The organism is Asanoa sp. NPDC049475 (genome assembly GCF_040676915.1).
Taxonomy (GTDB): Bacteria; Actinomycetota; Actinomycetes; order Mycobacteriales; family Micromonosporaceae; genus Asanoa.
In genome coordinates, this window is the sequence record NZ_JBFAPY010000004.1 from 856,864 (window position 1) to 873,761 (window position 16,898).

15 protein-coding genes are annotated in these 16,898 nt (G+C 70.8%); 1 reads left to right on the plus strand and 14 read right to left on the minus strand.

Annotated elements, in window-relative coordinates; all coding sequences use genetic code 11:
* Positions 1 to 32: 32 nt before the first annotated feature.
* The 5 genes from AB0J88_RS19635 to AB0J88_RS19655 form a co-directional block, all read right to left on the minus strand.
* Positions 33 to 848: a methyltransferase gene (locus tag AB0J88_RS19635; protein ID WP_364342261.1), complete on the minus strand. Its 816-nt coding sequence runs from the start codon at positions 846 to 848 to the stop codon at positions 33 to 35.
* 127 nt (positions 849 to 975) lie between these two features.
* Positions 976 to 1,836, minus strand: coding sequence for a carbohydrate ABC transporter permease (locus AB0J88_RS19640; RefSeq protein WP_364342258.1), 861 nt, complete (start codon positions 1,834 to 1,836; stop codon positions 976 to 978).
* The gene (locus AB0J88_RS19645) at positions 1,824 to 2,960 is read right to left on the minus strand and encodes a sugar ABC transporter permease (RefSeq protein ID WP_364342255.1); all 1,137 of its coding nucleotides are present in this window, start codon (positions 2,958 to 2,960) and stop codon (positions 1,824 to 1,826) included. Before AB0J88_RS19645 ends, AB0J88_RS19640 begins: the two co-directional genes overlap by 13 nt.
* A 4-nt stretch (positions 2,961 to 2,964) precedes the next feature.
* Entirely contained in the window at positions 2,965 to 4,212 is a 1,248-nt protein-coding gene (locus AB0J88_RS19650) for an extracellular solute-binding protein (protein WP_364342252.1), read from the minus strand.
* A 25-nt stretch (positions 4,213 to 4,237) separates the two neighbouring features.
* Entirely contained in the window at positions 4,238 to 5,221 is a 984-nt protein-coding gene (locus tag AB0J88_RS19655) for a substrate-binding domain-containing protein (RefSeq protein ID WP_364342249.1), read from the minus strand.
* Between the two features lie 135 nt (positions 5,222 to 5,356).
* Between AB0J88_RS19655 and AB0J88_RS19660 the strand changes: the two genes are divergently transcribed.
* Positions 5,357 to 7,387 carry a glycogen debranching N-terminal domain-containing protein gene (locus tag AB0J88_RS19660; protein ID WP_364342246.1) on the plus strand — a complete coding sequence of 677 codons (2,031 nt, stop codon included), beginning with the start codon at positions 5,357 to 5,359 and terminating at the stop codon, positions 7,385 to 7,387.
* Between the two features lie 136 nt (positions 7,388 to 7,523).
* Here the strand turns inward: AB0J88_RS19660 and dapB are convergent, their stop codons facing one another.
* The 9 genes from dapB to AB0J88_RS19705 all read right to left on the minus strand — a co-directional run bounded on the left by dapB (position 7,524) and on the right by AB0J88_RS19705 (position 16,874).
* The gene (gene dapB, locus AB0J88_RS19665; protein WP_364342243.1) at positions 7,524 to 8,279 is read right to left on the minus strand and encodes a 4-hydroxy-tetrahydrodipicolinate reductase; all 756 of its coding nucleotides are present in this window, start codon (positions 8,277 to 8,279) and stop codon (positions 7,524 to 7,526) included.
* 9 nt (positions 8,280 to 8,288) lie between these two features.
* Positions 8,289 to 9,635, minus strand: coding sequence for a pitrilysin family protein (locus AB0J88_RS19670; RefSeq protein WP_364342240.1), 1,347 nt, complete (start codon positions 9,633 to 9,635; stop codon positions 8,289 to 8,291).
* A 1-nt stretch (position 9,636) separates the two neighbouring features.
* Complete coding sequence (locus tag AB0J88_RS19675; RefSeq protein ID WP_364342237.1) at positions 9,637 to 12,006, minus strand: polyribonucleotide nucleotidyltransferase; 2,370 nt, start codon at positions 12,004 to 12,006, stop codon at positions 9,637 to 9,639.
* A gap of 242 nt (positions 12,007 to 12,248) precedes the next feature.
* Positions 12,249 to 12,518: a 30S ribosomal protein S15 gene (rpsO, locus tag AB0J88_RS19680; protein WP_089254609.1), complete on the minus strand. Its 270-nt coding sequence runs from the start codon at positions 12,516 to 12,518 to the stop codon at positions 12,249 to 12,251.
* A gap of 129 nt (positions 12,519 to 12,647) precedes the next feature.
* Positions 12,648 to 13,574 (minus strand): bifunctional riboflavin kinase/FAD synthetase, encoded by a 927-nt coding sequence (locus tag AB0J88_RS19685; protein WP_364342234.1) that lies wholly within the window; start codon positions 13,572 to 13,574, stop codon positions 12,648 to 12,650.
* 27 nt (positions 13,575 to 13,601) lie between these two features.
* On the minus strand, positions 13,602 to 14,486 hold the full coding sequence (gene truB, locus AB0J88_RS19690; RefSeq protein ID WP_364342231.1) for a tRNA pseudouridine(55) synthase TruB: 885 nt from the start codon (positions 14,484 to 14,486) through the stop codon (positions 13,602 to 13,604).
* 22 nt (positions 14,487 to 14,508) lie between these two features.
* Positions 14,509 to 15,810 carry an MATE family efflux transporter gene (locus AB0J88_RS19695; RefSeq protein ID WP_364342228.1) on the minus strand — a complete coding sequence of 434 codons (1,302 nt, stop codon included), beginning with the start codon at positions 15,808 to 15,810 and terminating at the stop codon, positions 14,509 to 14,511.
* 444 nt (positions 15,811 to 16,254) lie between these two features.
* Positions 16,255 to 16,473, minus strand: a complete 219-nt coding sequence (locus AB0J88_RS19700) for a DUF6186 family protein (RefSeq protein WP_364342225.1) — start codon at positions 16,471 to 16,473, stop codon at positions 16,255 to 16,257.
* Positions 16,470 to 16,874 (minus strand): hypothetical protein, encoded by a 405-nt coding sequence (locus AB0J88_RS19705; protein WP_364342222.1) that lies wholly within the window; start codon positions 16,872 to 16,874, stop codon positions 16,470 to 16,472. Before AB0J88_RS19705 ends, AB0J88_RS19700 begins: the two co-directional genes overlap by 4 nt.
* Positions 16,875 to 16,898 lie beyond the last annotated feature (24 nt).

Sequence of the window (16,898 nt, forward strand, 5' to 3'; positions counted from 1 at the left end):
GGGGCGCCCGCCTCCGGGGCGATGTGACCTGCCTAGCCCCGGCGGCGTCCCCAGGTCGAGATCAGCGGTGCGAGGGTGAGGTCGAGCTCGCCGGCCTCGACGGCGGCCAGGTGCGCGTCGATCTCGGAGTCGCTGGCCAGCCCCGCGGCGAGCAGATCGGCGCGGACCATCCGCACGGTCGCGGCCTCCAGCCGGTCGCAGGCCAGCCCACCGACCGGGAAACAGCCGGACGCGGCGACCTCCACCAGACCCGCCGCGCGCAACGCCCGGGGCAGCGTGCGACCGAAGCGCAGATCGGCGCCGCGGCGGGTCATCAGCTCCCGGACGGCGCGCCGCAGCCGGTTGGCGCGCTGCTGGGCCGGGCCGGTCTCGTCCAGGCAGGCCAGCGGCTGCAGCTCGGTGTCGGCGTCCTCCACCAGCAGCCAACCCCCGGGCCGCAGCGCAGCCACCAGGTTCGCCAACGCCTGGGCACGGTCCGGCACGTGAACGAGCACGAGCCGCGCATGCACCAGGTCGAACGTCCCGGGCTGCGGCGGCGGGTCCGCGACGACGTCGTGCTGGAGCACCTCGTAGCCGCCGTGCGGGTCCAACCACGAGGGATTGATGTCGGTGGCCAACACGTAACCGGTCGGCCCGACGGCGGTGGCGAGTGCCTCGGGAACGCTGTTGCCGCCGGCGCCGACCTCCCAGCAACGCGAACCCGACGTCACACCGAGCCGGTCGACGTGCCCGAGGGTGACACCGTCGAACAGGTCGGCCAGCCAGGTGAACCGCTCACCCGCCTCCACCCGCGCGTTGTCGAGCAGATACCGGTGATCCGGAGAAGCCTCGGGCTGCGATGAGCTCATGCCCACATCCTCGCGAAGTCGTCGAGGGCGACCGGACGCGGAGGTGGCAGCGGAGCGGTCTCTGGCGGGAGCAACGGTCGCGCCCGAAGCGGACCCGAGTCATCGGACCCTTGATCTTGAATATGTTTCAGCCTTTTTCTGCGCCTTCGGTGGCGCCTCGGACGAAGTAGCGCTGGAAGATCGTGAAGATGATCGCCACCGGGATCGTGGCCAGCAGAGCCGCACCGAGCTTGAGCGGATACTGCGTGCCCGAGCCGAGCGACCCCGACACCAGGTTGGCCACCCCGCGCGGCAGCGTGAACAGGCTCGGGTCCTGCACCGCCACCAGCGTGTGCGGGAACTCGTTCCACGTGCCCTGGAACGACAGGATGGTCAGCGTGATCAGGGCCGGCCTGGCCGACGGCAGCACCACCGACCAGAAGGTCCGGAACACGCCCGCCCCGTCGATCCGGGCCGCCTCTTCCAGGCTCAGCGGTATCGACTCGAAGAACTGCTTCATGATGAACACGCCCGCGGCGTCGACGAGCAACGGCAGGATCAGCGCCGTGTACGTGTCGTAGATGCCGAGCTGGTTCAGCACGAGAAACTTCGGGATGAAGAGCACGACGCCGGGTACGGCCATGATGGCCACGATGGTCGCGAAGATCGCTTTCCGGCCGCCGAAGCGGAGTCGCGCCAGGGCGTAGCCGGCCAGTGAGTCCAAGAACACCCGGCCCACCGTGACCACGACCGTGACCAGCACCGAGTTGCCCAGCCACAGCGGGAAGTCGCCGTCGAGCAACCGCCCGAAGGCCGCCGTGGTGAGTGGGTGCGGCACCGGCGACAGTGGGTTCGCCGCCGCGTCCGGCTCGGTCTTGAGCGAGTTCGCCAGCTGGATCACGAACGGGTAGATGAAGACCAGCGCGAAGAAGATCAGCACCGAGTACCCGACGACGGTGTTGACCATGCCGCCGTGGCGGCGGCGCCTCGCGGGAGTCAGCGTAGCCATCGGGTCCTCCGGCGGGGCTCGTCGCGGTCGCGCATCACCCAGCGCTGGGCCAGGGTGAGCACGACGATGATCAGGAACAGCACGAACGAGATGGCCGCGCCCTGCCCGTAGTCGAAGTCCTTGAACGCCGTGCGATATGACAGGAACGCCGGGGTCAACGTGGTCTTCGCCGGGTTGCCCTGGCTCATCACGTAGATCTGGTCGAACACCTGCCAGGTGCCGATCAGGCCGAGCGTGAGCACCAGGAACATCGTCGGCTTGAGCAGCGGCAGGGTGACGTAGCGGAAGCGCTGCCAGCGGGTCGCGCCGTCGAGCTCGCTGGCCTCGTCGAGCGAGACCGGCACGCTCTGCAGGGCGGCGAGGAACATCAGCATGAACGTGCCGGACGTCGTCCAGATGACCAGCGCCATGATCGCGCACATCGCCACACTCGGGCCGGAGAGCCAGTCCCACCAGGTCAGGCCGAGCGGACCGCCGTTGGCCAGCGCATCCGGTGGGTTGTCCACGCCAAGACCGCCGAGGATCAGGTGGATCAGCCCGCGGGCGTCGGAGAACCAGGCCGGGCCGTCGATGCCGAAGAACGACAGGATTCCGTTGATGGCGCCCGAGTTGGCGAACATGAACAGGAAGACCACGCTGATCGCGACCGAGCTCGTCACCGACGGGAAGTAGAACGCGGTGCGGAAGAAGCTCTTGCCCTTGAGCATCCGGTTGTTGACCAGCAGGGCGAGTCCGAGCGCCAGGGCGGTCTGCACCGGCACGACGATCGCCACGTAGTACATGTTGTTGCGGATGCTGGTCATGAAGTCCCGGCGGGCCAGCCCGTCCTCGGTGAACAGCCGCGTGTAGTTGTCGCTGCCGACGAACGGCACGCCCGACTTGAACGGGCTGCCCTGGCCACGCCAGTCGGTCAGGCTGACCCAGAACGCCATGATGATCGGCGCGAGGAAGAAGACGCCGAGCAGGACGATCACCGGGGCGACGAAGAGCCAGCCGGCGATCCGCTCGTTGCCCCTGATCCCACGGCCGAACCGCGGCCGGCCACGGTGCCCGTCCGTGGCCGGCCGGCCGCCACCCGCGGACCGGTCATCCCGGTCCGCGGAGGCGGTCGTAACGGTCGACATGTACTCAGCCGCCCAGGTTCGCCTGGGTGTTCTTCTGGAGCGTGCCGAGCAGCGCCTTCGGGTCGGCCTTGGCCAGCGTGTTGAGCGAGGCGTCGAAGTCGGCCAGGACGCTGTCCATCTTCGGGGCGTTGACCGGGCCCTGGGCGTACTCGGCGCCGTCGATGAACGCCTTGTCCGCCGGGAAGGCGGCCGTGTACTGGTCACGCGCCGACTGCCGGGACGGCATCACGCCGAACGCCTTGGCGAAGGTCATCTGCTGGTCGACCGAGGTCATCGCCTTGACGAAGTCGATGGCCTGCTCCTTGAACTTGCTCTTGGCGGCGATGCCCCAGCAGTTCGTGAACGACAGCGTGCCCTTGCCCTTGGGGCCGGCCGGAAGCTCGTGCACCGTGTACTTCACGTTCGGGAAGTCGTTGGTCATCGCGCCCTTGATCCAGTTGCCCTCGATCGTCATGGCGGCCTTGGCCTTGCCGAAGGCCTCGCCACCCCAGCCGGCGTCCAGCGCCTTGGGGTAGGAAGCCAGACCGTCCTTGAGCAGCGACTGCACGTAGGTCAGCGCGGCGACGTTCTCGGCGCTGTCGGCGGTGGCCTGCTTGCCGTCCTTGCTGACGATCCAGCCGCCGGACTGCACCATGAACGCGCCGACCCGGTCGCGGGTGTCCGCGATCGCCAGCGGCATGGTGCCCTTGGCCTTGAGCTTCTGGGCGACGCTGGTGAGCTGGTCCCAGGTGGTCGGGACGTCGGCGTCGGTCAGACCCGCCTTGGTCCACAGGTCAGTGTTGATCTCCAGGGCCAGCGTGGAGAAGTCCTTGGGCGCGCAGTAGAACTTGCCGTCGAAGGTGAACGTGTCCTTGAGGCTCTGGTAGAAGTCGCCCGGGTTGTCGACCTTGTCGCCGTAGGCCTCGAGCGCGCCGACGCTCGCGTAGTCGGCGAACCGGCCGGCGTCGACGTAGAACACGTCCGGCGGGTTGTCGCCGGCCAGCGCCTGGCCGAGCTGCTGGGTCAGGTCCTGGGCGGGGGTGACCGTCGCGGTGTTGCCGCTCTTGGTCGCCCAGGCCGCCGCGGCGTCCTTGACCGCCGTGGTCTCCGCGTCGCCGGAGGAGCCGATGAGGATCTGCAGGGCGGCAGGGCCCGACGTCTGCTGGGCCGCCTCGCCACCGTCGTCGAAGCCGTCGCCGCAGGCGGCGGAGGCGAGGAGCGTGCCGGCGGCGAACACCGCTACGGCTGCGCCACGGAACCGATTGCGTCTCATGTCGTAACTCCTGGGTAGAGGGGGGTTATGCGCTGGTGCGGATCACGAGGGACGGTTTGAGCAGCACCTGGGTGGTGCCGACGGGGTTGCCGTCGAGGTGGTTGATGAGCAGGTCAATGCAGCGCGCGGCCGCGTCGGGCAGCGGCTGACTGACGCTGGTCAGGCCGATCGCCTGGGCGACCGGGGTGTCGTCGAAGCCGATGACCGCCGTGCGGCCACCGGCGGCCTGGAGGGCACCGAGCGCGAGCGAGTCACTCGCGCACACGAAGGCGGTGGGCGCGTCGGGCATGGTGAGCAGCTCGCGCGCGCACTCCGCGCCCTGGGCGATGCCGTCGGGTGCGCCCCGGTCGAGACCGGCCGGGTCGAGCTCGTGGGCCTTCATCGTGCGTTGCCAGCCGTCGCGCCGGTCGTCGCCGACGCCGGACCCGGCTGGCCAACCGATGAAGCCGATCCGCCGGTGCCCGGTCTCGATCAGGCGCCGGGTGGCCTGCGCGGTGCCGTCGGCGTTGTCGACGTCGACCCACGAGTGCCGTTCGGGCGCGTCCCACGGACGGCCGAAGGTCACGAACTGCACACCGCGCTCGGCGAGCCAGAACGTGCGGACGTCCCCGTGGTCGGTGCCGGTCAGAACGAAACCGTCGAGGTCGTACGACGCGAGCAGGTTGTCGAAGGTCTTGATCTCGTCGCCGTCGTCGTCGGCCGTGTAGAGCATCACCCGGTAGCCGGCGGCCGCGGCCGCGAAGGTCAGGCCGTGGAGGAAGCGGTCGAGCACCGAGCCGTTGATGCCGTCGCGGGTGGGTTCGATCCGCACGGCGAGCAGCTGCGAGCGCCCGGTGCGCATCTGGCGCGCCGCCAGGTTGATCCGGTAGCCGAGGGCGGCGATGGCCTCCTCGACCCGGCGGCGCGTCTCCTCCCGCACGAGGTGCGGGCTGTTGAGCACATTGGACACCGTTTGCCGGGACACCTGGGCGTGCGCCGCCACGGTGGCAATGGTGACCTTCTCCGCCATTTGATCCCTTCCACGGTCTTGAACGTTCAAAGTCGAAAGTGCATTATTGGATCGTTCAAGTTGCAGGGTTGTTTCGCACTCTGCCGCTGCCATCCCGGCTCTGTCAAGATGGCGCCAACGTTCACAGGAGATTTCGTGCCAGACCGCAACCTTCAGCCGCTGCTCCACGATCTGATCTCGACGGTGCGGGCGCCGGCCAGCGTCCTGTGCGAACCGTCAGGCCAGATCCGGGCTGTCGGGGTGCAGGGGATGTTCCATGCCGACGTACGGGTGCTGAGCCGGGCGGAGTTGCTGCTCGATGGACGGTCTGTCGAGCCTGTGGCGAATTCTCCGCTTGGCCCGGGCGCGACGGCTTTCGTGGGACTTGCCCGCTGGCTCGGCGACGACGGCCCCGACCCGACCGTGCGCGTCACCCGCGAGCGGCGGCTGGTGCCGACCGGGCTCGACGAGACCATCACGGTCACGTCGACGGCCGCGGCGCCGGTGTCGACGTCGGCGTCGCTGGCGCTCGACGCGGACCTGGCGCCCATCTCGCCGGTCAAGTCCGGTCGTGCGGTGGTGGATCCGGCGGTGGTGCGTTCCGGCCTGACCTGGTCGGCGGGTGATGTGTCGGTCACGGTGACAGCGCCCGGCGCGGTGGTCGACGACGACGGCACGGTGCGTTGGTCGTTGACGGTCGCACCTCGTACGTCGGTCAGCGTCTCCTGGCAGCTACGGGTCAGCGACCCGGCGGCGCTCGTCGTCTCGCCCGCGTCTGCCGTGGAGTGGTCGCGCCCGACGGTCACCGCCGACGACCGCCGGCTGGCCCGGTTGGCCTCCCGTTCCCTCGACGACCTGGAGTCGCTGCGGCTGCGGCTGTCCGCCGGTGCCACCGACACGTTCCTCGGCGCCGGCGTGCCGTGGTACCTGACGCTGTTCGGCCGCGACAGCCTGTGGGCCGCGCGGATGCTGCTGCCGCTGGGCACCGACATCGCCGAGGGCACGCTGCGCGTGCTGGCCGCGCACCAGGGCACGGTGGTCTCCGGTGAGACCGGCCAGGCGCCGGGCAAGATCCTGCACGAGCTGCGGCGGGCCGACGCGCAGGCGCAGTTGCCCGCGGCGTACTTCGGCTCCGTCGACTCGACCATGCTGTGGATCTCGCTGCTGCACGACGCGTGGCGCTGGGGCATGCCGCCGGCCGCCGTCGAGTCGCTGCTGCCCGCGTTGGAGGCGGGGCTCGGCTGGCTCGCGGCGCACGGGGACGCGGACGGTGACGGGTTCCTGGAGTACGTCGACGAGAGCGGCCGCGGGCTGGCCAACCAGGGCTGGAAGGACTCGGGCGACTCGATCCGGTTCCGGGACGGGTCGCTGGCCACGGCACCGATCGCGCTGGTCGAGGTGCAGGGCTACGCGTACGAGGCCGCCCTGCACGGAGCCGCCCTGCTGGACGCGTTCGGCCGGCCGGGTGGGGAGCGCTGGCGCGAGTACGCGGAGCAGATGGCGACCCGCTTCCGCGACACGTTCTGGGTCGACGGGCCGGCGGGCGCGCACCCCGCACTGGCTCTGGACGGCGACAAGCGGCCGGTGGACTCCCTGACCAGCAACATCGGCCACCTGCTGGGCACGGGCCTGCTGACGGCAAAGGAGTCGGCCCAGGTAGCCGACCTGCTGGCGTCGTCGGCGCTGGCGGGCGGCTTCGGCCTGCGCACGATGTCGACCCACGACGCGGCGTTCAGCCCGCTGTCGTACCACTGCGGCTCGGTCTGGGCCCACGACACGGCGATCGTGATCGACCGCCTGGCCCGAGCCGGCCACCCGGCCGCGGCAGCAACGCTGACCTCAGGCCTGCTGGCCGCCGCGGAGTCCTTCGACTACCAGCTCCCAGAGCTCTTCGGCGGCGACGACCGCGGCGCGTTCGGCCGCCCGGTCCCCTACCCAGCGGCCTGCCGCCCGCAAGCCTGGGCAGCGGCAGCCGGCATCACGTTGCTGCACGCGGCAGTCGGCCTACGCCCCGACGTCCCCGCCGGCACGGTAGCCCTGGCCCCGCTGCCCGGCGCCCCGCTGGGCGCGGTGACAGCCCGGGGCCTGCGCATCGGAGACGCGTCGGTCGACGTGGTCGTCGAAGCGGACGGCTCAGCCACGGTCGAAGGCCTGCCCGACACCCTGAAGCTGACCCGTCACGCCTGAGCAGACGAAGGTCCGCCTGTCGGTCGCAGGCCTTGACGGCGACCGACGGCGGACCTGGCAGCGCAGCGAAGCGGAGCGCTCTCTGGCGGGAGCAACGGTCGCGCCCACAGCGGACCCGAGTCATCGGCTCTCCGGTTTACAGCAACGCGTCCAGTCCGACGGTGAGCCCCGGCCGGTTGCGGATCTCGCGAACGCCAAGCAGCACACCGGGCATGAACGACGCCCTGTCCAGTGAGTCGTGGCGGATGGTGAGGGTCTCGCCGACGGTGCCGAACAGCACCTCCTGGTGGGCGATGAGACCGGTGGACCGGACGGCATGCACCCGCACGCCGTCGATGTCGGCGCCGCGGGCGCCGTCGACCTCGTCCTTCGTCGCGTCGGGCACCGGACCCAGCCCCGCCTCCGCGCGGGCGGCGGCGATCAGTCGGGCGGTGTGTGTCGCGGTGCCGCTGGGCGCGTCGACCTTGCGCGGGTGGTGCAGCTCGATGATCTCGACCGACTCGAAGTGCCGGGCGGCTCTGGTCGCGAACTGCATCATCAGCACCGCGCCGATGCCGAAGTTGGGCGCTACGAGCACGCCGACCTCGGGCTTGTGGGACAGCCACGAGCGCACCCGGTCGAGGCGCTGCTCGCTGAACCCCGTCGTGCCGACGACCGCGCTGATCCCCTGCTCGACGCACCAGTGCAGGTTGTCCATCACCACGTCGGGCGTGGTGAAGTCGACGATCACCTCCGCACCGGCGTCGGAGGCCGCGAACAGGCCGTCGCCCTGGTCGATCATGGCGACCAGCTCCATGTCCTCAGCCGCGTCGACGGCCTTGCACACCTCGACACCCATCCGCCCGCGGGCGCCCAGCACACCGACCCGAAGGGGTTCGCGCACGTCAGTCACGCGTCAACCTTATGAGAAGCGGACGTCGCCGTCCTCGAAGGGGCCGATGACGGCCAGGGACATCTCCTGACCGCAGAGCTCGGCGGCCAGCGCGTTGACCTCGTCGACCGTCACCGCGTCGACCTTGGCCAGCAGGTCGTCGACCGACAGCGGGTCGTCGTAGAGGAACTCGCCCTTGGCCAGCCGGCTCATCCGGGAACCGGTGTCCTCGAGGCCGAGCACGTAGGAGCCCTTCGCCATCCCCTTGCCCCGGGCGACCTCGGTGGCGGTCACGCCGTCGCGGGCCACCGTGGCGAGCGACGTGCGGGTCAGGTCGAGCACTTCCTCGACCTTGCCGGGCGCGCAGCCCGCATAGACGGCGAACAGGCCGCTGTCGGCGAACTGGCTGGCGTACGAGTAGACCGAGTAGGCCAGGCCGCGCTGCTCGCGGATCTCCTGGAACAGCCGGCTCGACATGCCGCCGCCCAGCACGTTGTTGAGCACGCTGAGCGCGAACCGTCGGTCGTCCAGGCGGGAGATGCCGGCGCCGCCGAGCACCACGTGGGCCTGCTCGCTGTCCTTGTTGGACACGACGACCTGGCCGCTGCGCAGCTTCACCGCCGGGCTGACAGGGCGGTGGCCGGTCGGGGCCGCCGCCGGGCTGTCCAGCACCGTGCCGGCCAGCGCCGCCCGGACCCGCCGCACAACGGTGTTGTGGTCGAGGTTGCCGGCCGCGGCGATGACGATCGAGGGCGCCACGTAGTTGCGGCGGTAGAACGAGTCGATCTGGCGCCGGGTCATCGGGGAGATGGTCTCCTCTGTGCCCGAGATCAGCCGGCCCAGCGGGTGCTTGCCGTAGACCGCCGAGGCGAAGATGTCGTGCACCTCGTCGCCCGGCTCGTCCTCGTGCATCGCGATCTCTTCGAGGATCACGCCGCGCTCGGTCTCGACGTCGGCCGGGGCCAGCACCGAGTCGGAGATCAGGTCGCACATGACGTCGATCGCCATCGGCAGATCAGCGTCCAGCACCCGCGCGTAGTAGCAGGTGTATTCCTTCGTCGTGAAGGCGTTGGTCTCGCCGCCGACCGCCTCGATCTGCGCCGAGATGTCCAGGGCCGTGCGCTTCTTGGTGCCCTTGAAGAGCAGGTGCTCCAGGAAGTGCGAGCAGCCGGACTGGGCCGGAGTCTCGTCCCGGGAGCCGATCGACACCCACACGCCGAACGACACGCTGCGCATCGCCGGCACGGCCTCGGTCAGGATCCGCAGCCCAGAGGGGAGCACCGTGCGGCGGATCGTGCCGCCGAGGGGGTCGGTGATCAGGGTGCGGGTGACGGCGCGGGCCGACGCCGAAGCGCCGGCCCGCTCACGCGTTGTCATCTCAGCTGTGGCGGTTGCGCCGCCGACGCGGCTCGCCGCCGCCCTCGCCGCCACCGTCGTCGCTGCGGCTCGGACGGTCACCGCTCGGGCCGCGGTCGCCGCGGTCGCGGTCACCCCGGTCGCGCGGGCCACGGTCACCGGAGCGGGCCGGCGGACGCTCCGAGGCGCCCTCCTCGGCCGCGGGGGCCTCTTCGCCCTCGGCCCGCACCTTGTCGAGGTAGATCTTGCCGCGCTGGTCGATGTCCGCGATCTGGACCTCGACCTTGTCGCCGACGTTGAGGAAGTCCTCGACCCGCTCGACCCGCTTGCCGTTGCCCACCTTGGAGATGTGCAGCAGGCCGTCGCGGCCCGGCAGCAGCGAGACGAACGCGCCGAACGCGGCCGTCTTCACCACGGTGCCGAGGAACTTGTCGCCGACCTTCGGCAGCGTCGGGTTGGCGATCGCGTTGATCCGCTCGACGGCGGCCTCGGCCGAGGGGCCGTTGGTCGCGCCGACGTAGATCGTGCCGTCGTCCTCGATGGAGATCTCGGCGCCGGTCTCGTCCTGGATCGCGTTGATCGTCTGACCCTTGGGGCCGATCACCATGCCGATCTTGTCGACCGGGATCTTCACGGTGGTCACCCGCGGCGCGTGGTCGGACATCGAGGCCGGGGCCTCGATCGCGTCGTGCATGACACCGAGGATCGTCGTGCGGGCCTCGTGCGCCTGCTGGAGCGCGCCGGCCAGCACGTCGGACGGGATGCCGTCGAGCTTGGTGTCGAGCTGGAGCGCGGTGACGAACTCCGGCGTGCCGGCGACCTTGAAGTCCATGTCGCCGTACGCGTCCTCGGCGCCGAGGATGTCGGTCAGCGTCACGTACTGCGTCTTGCCGTCGACCTCGTCGGAGATGAGGCCCATCGCGATGCCGGCGACCGGCGCCTTCAGCGGCACACCGGCCGAGAGCAGGGCCAGCGTCGAGGCGCAGACCGAGCCCATCGAGGTGGAGCCGTTGGAGCTGAGGGCCTCGGAGACCTGGCGGATCGCGTAGGGGAACTCCTCGCGAGCCGGCAGCACGGGGATCAGCGCCCGCTCGGCCAGCGCGCCGTGGCCGATCTCGCGGCGCTTCGGCGAACCGACCCGGCCGGTCTCACCGGTCGAGTACGGCGGGAAGTTGTAGTTGTGCATGTAGCGCTTGTGCTTCTCCGGCGACAGCGTGTCGAGCTGCTGCTCCATCCGAAGCATGTTGAGCGTGGTGACGCCGAGGATCTGGGTCTCGCCGCGCTCGAACAGCGCCGAGCCGTGCACCCGGGGCAGCACCTCGATCTGGGCCGACAGCGGCCGGATGTCGCGCGGGCCACGGCCGTCGATGCGGACCTGGTCGCGCAGCACGCGGGCGCGCACCTCGCTCTTGGTCACCGAGCGCAGCGCGGCCGAGAGCTCCTTCTCGCGCCCCTCGAACTGGGCGTCGAGCCGCTCGTGCACCTGGTCCTTGATGCGGTCGAGGGCCTCTTCGCGCTCCGCCTTCGGAGCGATCTTCAGCGCCTCGGCCACGTCGCCGCGGACGGCGGCCGAGACGGCCTCGTACGCGTCGTCCTGGTAGTCGAGGAAGACGGGGAACTCGGCGACCGGCTTGGCCGCGACCTCGGCGAGCTCGCTCTGCGCGCGGCACAGCTCGCGGATGGCCGGCTTCGAAGCCTCCAGACCACCGGCGACGACCTCTTCGGTCGGGGCGGTGGCGCCGTCGGCGACCAGCTTGACGGTGTGCTCGGTGGCCTCGGCCTCGACCATCATGATCGCGACGTCACCGTCGGGCAGGACCCGGCCGGCCACGACCATGTCGAAGGTGGCGCGGGCCAGCTCCTCGTGGGTCGGGAAGGCGACCCAGGTGCCGTCGATGTGCGCCATGCGGGTCGCGCCGATCGGGCCCGAGAACGGCAGGCCGGACAGCTTGGTCGACAGCGAGGCGGCGTTGATCGCGACCACGTCGTACGGGTGGGCCGGGTCGAGCGCCAGGACGGTCTCGATGACCTGGACCTCGTTGCGCAGGCCCTTGACGAACGAGGGGCGCAGCGGCCGGTCGATCAGCCGGCAGGTGAGGATCGCGTCCTCGCTGGGGCGACCCTCGCGGCGGAAGAACGAGCCCGGGATGCGCCCGGCCGCGTACATCCGCTCCTCGACGTCGACCGTCAGCGGGAAGAAGTCGAACGACTCGCGCGGCGACTTGCTGGCCGCGGTCGTCGACAGGACGGTGGTGTCGCCAAGCTGCGCGATGCAGGAGCCAGGCGCCTGCTTGGCCAGCTTGCCGGTGGTGAAGGTGATCTCACGGGTGCCGAAGGCCCCGTTGTCGATCACCGCGGTGCTCTGCTTGTCGCCGAGTTTGGTCTCGGTCATGAGTGCGTAGTGCTCCTTCGGTCGTGGCACGGCTCGACCCCGGTGCGAGGGGGAGCTGCTCTGACGGCCGGTCTTCGATCGAAGCGCCCGGGGGAGCCGGCAGCTGTGTGCCGGCCGGCCCGGGGGCCACTACCGAGGACCGGTGCGTCGACAACTTCCTGTTCGCCGACGGTCAAGCTGGCCCGTCTTATGAGAGTTGTGGAGCGGGGGAGCGACCAGGTCGGTCACTCCCCCGCGATGCGTCAACGCCGCAGGCCGAGGCGCTCGATGAGCGCACGGTAGCGGCTGATGTCCGTCTTCTGCAGGTAGTTGAGCAGCCGCCGCCGGCGGCCGACCAGCAGCAGCAGGCCGCGCCGGCTGTGGTGGTCGTGCTTGTGCACCTTGAGGTGCTCCGTGAGGTCGGCGATGCGCTTGGTCAGCACGGCCACCTGGACCTCCGGGGAACCGGTGTCGCCCTCGGCGGTCGCGTACTCCGCGCGGATCTTGCTCTTCTGCTCCTGATCGAGCGCCATGATCTCCTGCGTTCGTGTGTTGGTGACGAACCTCGCACCCGCGGCGTCGTGCAGGCACGCGAGGCCGGGCGTCGGTGAACCGACGTCTCTACCAGGCTACCAGCCCGGCATCGATCGGCCGCCGTGACGTCAGCTGGCCAGCGCCTGCCGGGTCTGCGCGACGTCGTCGGCCATCTGCGCGACGAGCGGCTCGACACCGTCGAACTTGAGCATGTCACGGAGCCGGACGACGAAGTCGAGAGCCACCCGCTCGCCGTAGAGGTCACCGTCGAAATCGAGGATATACGCCTCGACGCGCCGTTCACGACCGGAAAACGTCGGGTTTGTCCCGATCGAGATGGCCGCCGGGAGCCGCTCGCCGCGGCGCAGCAGCCACCCCGCGTAGATCCCGTCGGCCGGGACCGCCGCGTACCGGTGCACGCTCAGGTTCGCGGTCGGGAAGCCGATCTCGGTGCCCCGCTGGTCGCCCCGCACGACGATCCCTTCGAGCCGGTGGGGCCGCCCGAGGGCCGCGGCCGCCGCGGTCACGTCGCCGGCGTCGATGCAGCTGCGGATGTAGGTGGAGCTGAAGACCGTGTCGTCGGAGGACACCAGCGGCGCACCCTCGACCGCGAACCCGAAGGTCCGCCCGAGCCGTTCCAGCAGCGGGACGTCCCCGGCCGCCTTGTGCCCGAACCGGAAGTTCTCGCCCACCACCACGAGCGCGGCGTGCAGGCTCTCGACCAGGGCGTCGTGCACGAACTCCTCGGCCGGCAGCCGCGAGAAGTCCTGGGTGAACGGCACGACGCAGAGCACGTCGACGCCGAGCGCCTCGATGAGCTCGGCCTTGCGCTTCGGCTCGGTCAGGATGGCCGGGTGCGACCCCGGCCGCACCACCTCGGCGGGGTGCGGGTCGAAGGTGACCACCACCGACTTCACGCCGAACTCGTTGGCCCTCTTCACCAGATGCCCGATGATCGCCTGGTGTCCGCGGTGCACCCCGTCGAACACGCCGATGGTCAGGGCCGACCGCCCCCATCCACCCGGCGCAGCCTGATATCCCCGCCACCGCTCCATACGGGAAGCCTAGATCAGGGGGTTTGGTCAGCCGGCCGCGGCGAGCACGATCTCCGGCTTCGCCTTCGAGCCCTGCTCGCTGACCACGGCCAGCAGGTCGCCGGCCGGGCCGACCACCGCGTACGGACCCGCGATCCCGGCGGCCGCCAACGGGCCGCCGTGCGACAGCGTCCGGGCCTCCTCGTCCGAGGCCTCCCGGGTCGGCATGAAGCGTCGGGCCGCATCGGCCATCGGCAGGTCGACCACGTCCGGCGAGACCGCCTCGAGCTGCTCCAGCGTGCGCGCCTCGGCCAGCGTGAAGCCGCCGACGGCCGTGCGCCGGAGTCTTGTCAGGTGGCCGCCCACCCCGAGTGTGGCGCCCGCGTCCCGGGCGATGGCCCGGATGTAGGTGCCGGACGAGCAGGTCACGTCGATGTCCACGTCGACCACGTCGCCGACGCGCCGGATGTCCAGGAGCTCCAACCGCGAGATCGTCACACGCCGCGGCGGGATCGCGACCTCTTCACCGCCACGGACCCGCTTGTACGCCCGCTGCCCGTCAATCTTGATCGCGCTGACGGCGCTGGGCACCTGGTCGAGCTCACCCCGCTGGGCCTCCAGGGCGGCCCGGATCGCGTCGTCGGTCAGCTCCGCGGCGGAGACGGTGGCCACGACCTCGCCCTCGGCGTCGTCGGTGACGGTCGACTGCCCGAGCCGGACCGTCGCCGTGTACGACTTGTCGGCGCCGATCACGTACGTCAGCAGCCGGGTGGCCTTGTTGACCCCGATCACCAGCACCCCGGTCGCCATCGGGTCCAGCGTGCCGCCGTGCCCGACCCGCCGTGTGCGCGCCAACCGCCGCAACCGGGACACCACGTCATGCGAGGTCATCCCGCCCGGCTTGTCCACCACGATCAGCCCGTCAACCGTCACGGCGGTCAAGCCTGCCAGACCGTCAACGGACCGCTCCCACCACGGCCCAGCCGCCGGTGCGCAGGCGCATCAGCAGGGCCACGCAGCGGACCACCACGAACAGGGTCAGCCCCGCCCAGATTCCGGAGAGGCCCCAGTCCAGCACGTACGCGGTCCAGATGGCCGGCAGGAAGAACCCCAGCGCCGCCACCACGGTCAGGTCGCGCAGGTAGCGCACGTCGCCGGCCCCGATCAGCACGCCGTCGAGGGCGAACACCAGCCCCGCCACCGGCTGCATCGCGACGAACCACGGCCAGGCCACGCCGGCCTGGTCGAGCACGGCCCCGTCGGAGCTGAACAGCCGCGGCACGACGCCGGAGCCGGCCGCGATGACGACCGCGAACACCGCGCCGCAGACCACTCCGATGAACCCGATCCGGCGGGCCAGCGCCCGCGCACCCGCCGCGTCGCCGGCCCCGAGCGCGGCGCCGATCAGCGACTGCGCGGCGATCGCCACGGCGTCGAGCACCAGCGCCGTGAAGAAGAAGAGCTGCATCGCGATCTGGTGGCCGGCGACGGTCGCGGTGCCGAACCGGGCCGCCACCGTGGTCGCCGACAGGAAGCTGAGCTGGAACGCCCCGCCACGGATCAGCAGGTCGCGACCCATCCGCAGCTGCTCGCCGATCACCCGGAGATGCGGCCGCCACGAGATGTCCTCGCGGAGCAGGGCGACCGCGAAGCAGACGCCGGACACCGTCTGCGCGACCACGTTGGCGATCGCGGAGCCGACCAGGCCGAGGCCGACCGGATAGACCAGGATCGGGCAGAGGGCGGCGGAGAGCAGGTTGGCGCCGAGCACGAAGCGCAGCGGGCGCTTGGTGTCCTGGACGCCGCGCATCCAGCCGTTGCCGGCGGCGGCCAGCAGCAGGCCGGGCGCGCCGATCGCCGCGACCCGCAGCCACTGCGCGGCCGCGCCGGCGATCTCCGGGTTGCCGGCCAGCGCGCGGGCCAGGGGGCCGGCCGCGACCTGCATGCCGATCGCGATCACGACGCCGACACTGAACGCCAGCCAGGACGCCTGGAGACCCTCCTGCACCGCGGCGGCACGGTCGCCGGCTCCGAACCGCCGGGCGGCCCGGCCGGTGGTGCCGTAGGCCAGGATCGTGCCCAGCCAGGCTGCCATCGTCAGGACGGTGCCGCCGACCGCGACGGCGGCGAGCGGGACGCTGCCGAGGTGGCCCACGACGGCGGTGTCGACGAGCACGTAGAGCGGCTCGGCGGCCAGCACGACCAGGGCCGGAAAGGCCAGGCCGGCGATCCGCCGGGAGGTGGTCGCGGTATCCATCGGGACGCATCCTGACACGCGACCTGTAAGGAACGCAATCGCAACACGTGCCTTACGTCAGACCGGCCCGCAACGCACAAGGACCTGTTGTCGTGGTTCGGCCGAACGGCGAACCGCGACAGCAGGTCCTTGGACTGGTCGGAAACCCCCTACTGGCGGGTGTCCATCGACGTCTGCAGCGCGCGCCGGGCGGCCTCGCGCTCTTCGTCGCTCTGCTTCTCGTGCTTGCGCTTCGTGCTCATGAACAGCGTCCTTCCAGGGCGGAGCTGGCGGGTGGTCGCCCGACGGCGGCGCCGGGATCACCGGCGCGGAACGCGTCGCTGCGTCGAGCCCGGGTCTGGTGTGACCCTGGAGGCAGCACGGCGGGTTACCACCGTGTCACCAACCAAGCTAACGTTCAGGTCCCAGATTTCGCGCGGCGTTCCCAATAGGCGGAACGATCGTTCAGCGCGCGAACAGGTGCCAGCCCAGCCACCACCAGAAACCGAAGAACCCGATCCGACCCACGGGCACCCGGCCCACCTCGTACGCGATCGCGTGCGCGCAGACCTCGCCCAACGTCGGGATGGTCGAGTCCCGTCGACGGGCCAGCACCTCGACCACCGCACAGGCCACAATGGCCACGACGAACCCCGCGATCGCGATCGACCGGGTAAGGCTCATCGCCGCACCAGCGCCCAGAAGCTCGTCAGCCAGACGAAGTAGCCGGCCGAGCGGAGCAGCTCGTCTTCGAGCAGGGGATTCGCGAGCCGCGAGAAGGTCGGGAAGTCAGGGCTGTCGCCGAGCAGGAAGGTGCTGCCCTCGAAGACCCCGAAGATCCCGATCGGCAGCAGCCACCAGGTGGTGCCGGGGCCGAGGCGGCCGGGCAGCGGTCGGCGGACCTTGCCGGTGAAGCCGAGCCAGAGCATCGCGCCGCCGACACAGATCGTGTAGACGTTGGCCCGGGTCGTGTAGGACGGAAGCTGGCCGCCGATCAGCGAGAGGAACCCGAGGACCGGCAGCGTGACCACGGCACGGTCCCAACCGGGTGGTGCGTCGGTGGTGGCGAGCTCCAGCTCCTCCATCCATCGATTGTGGCCGGACCCGAC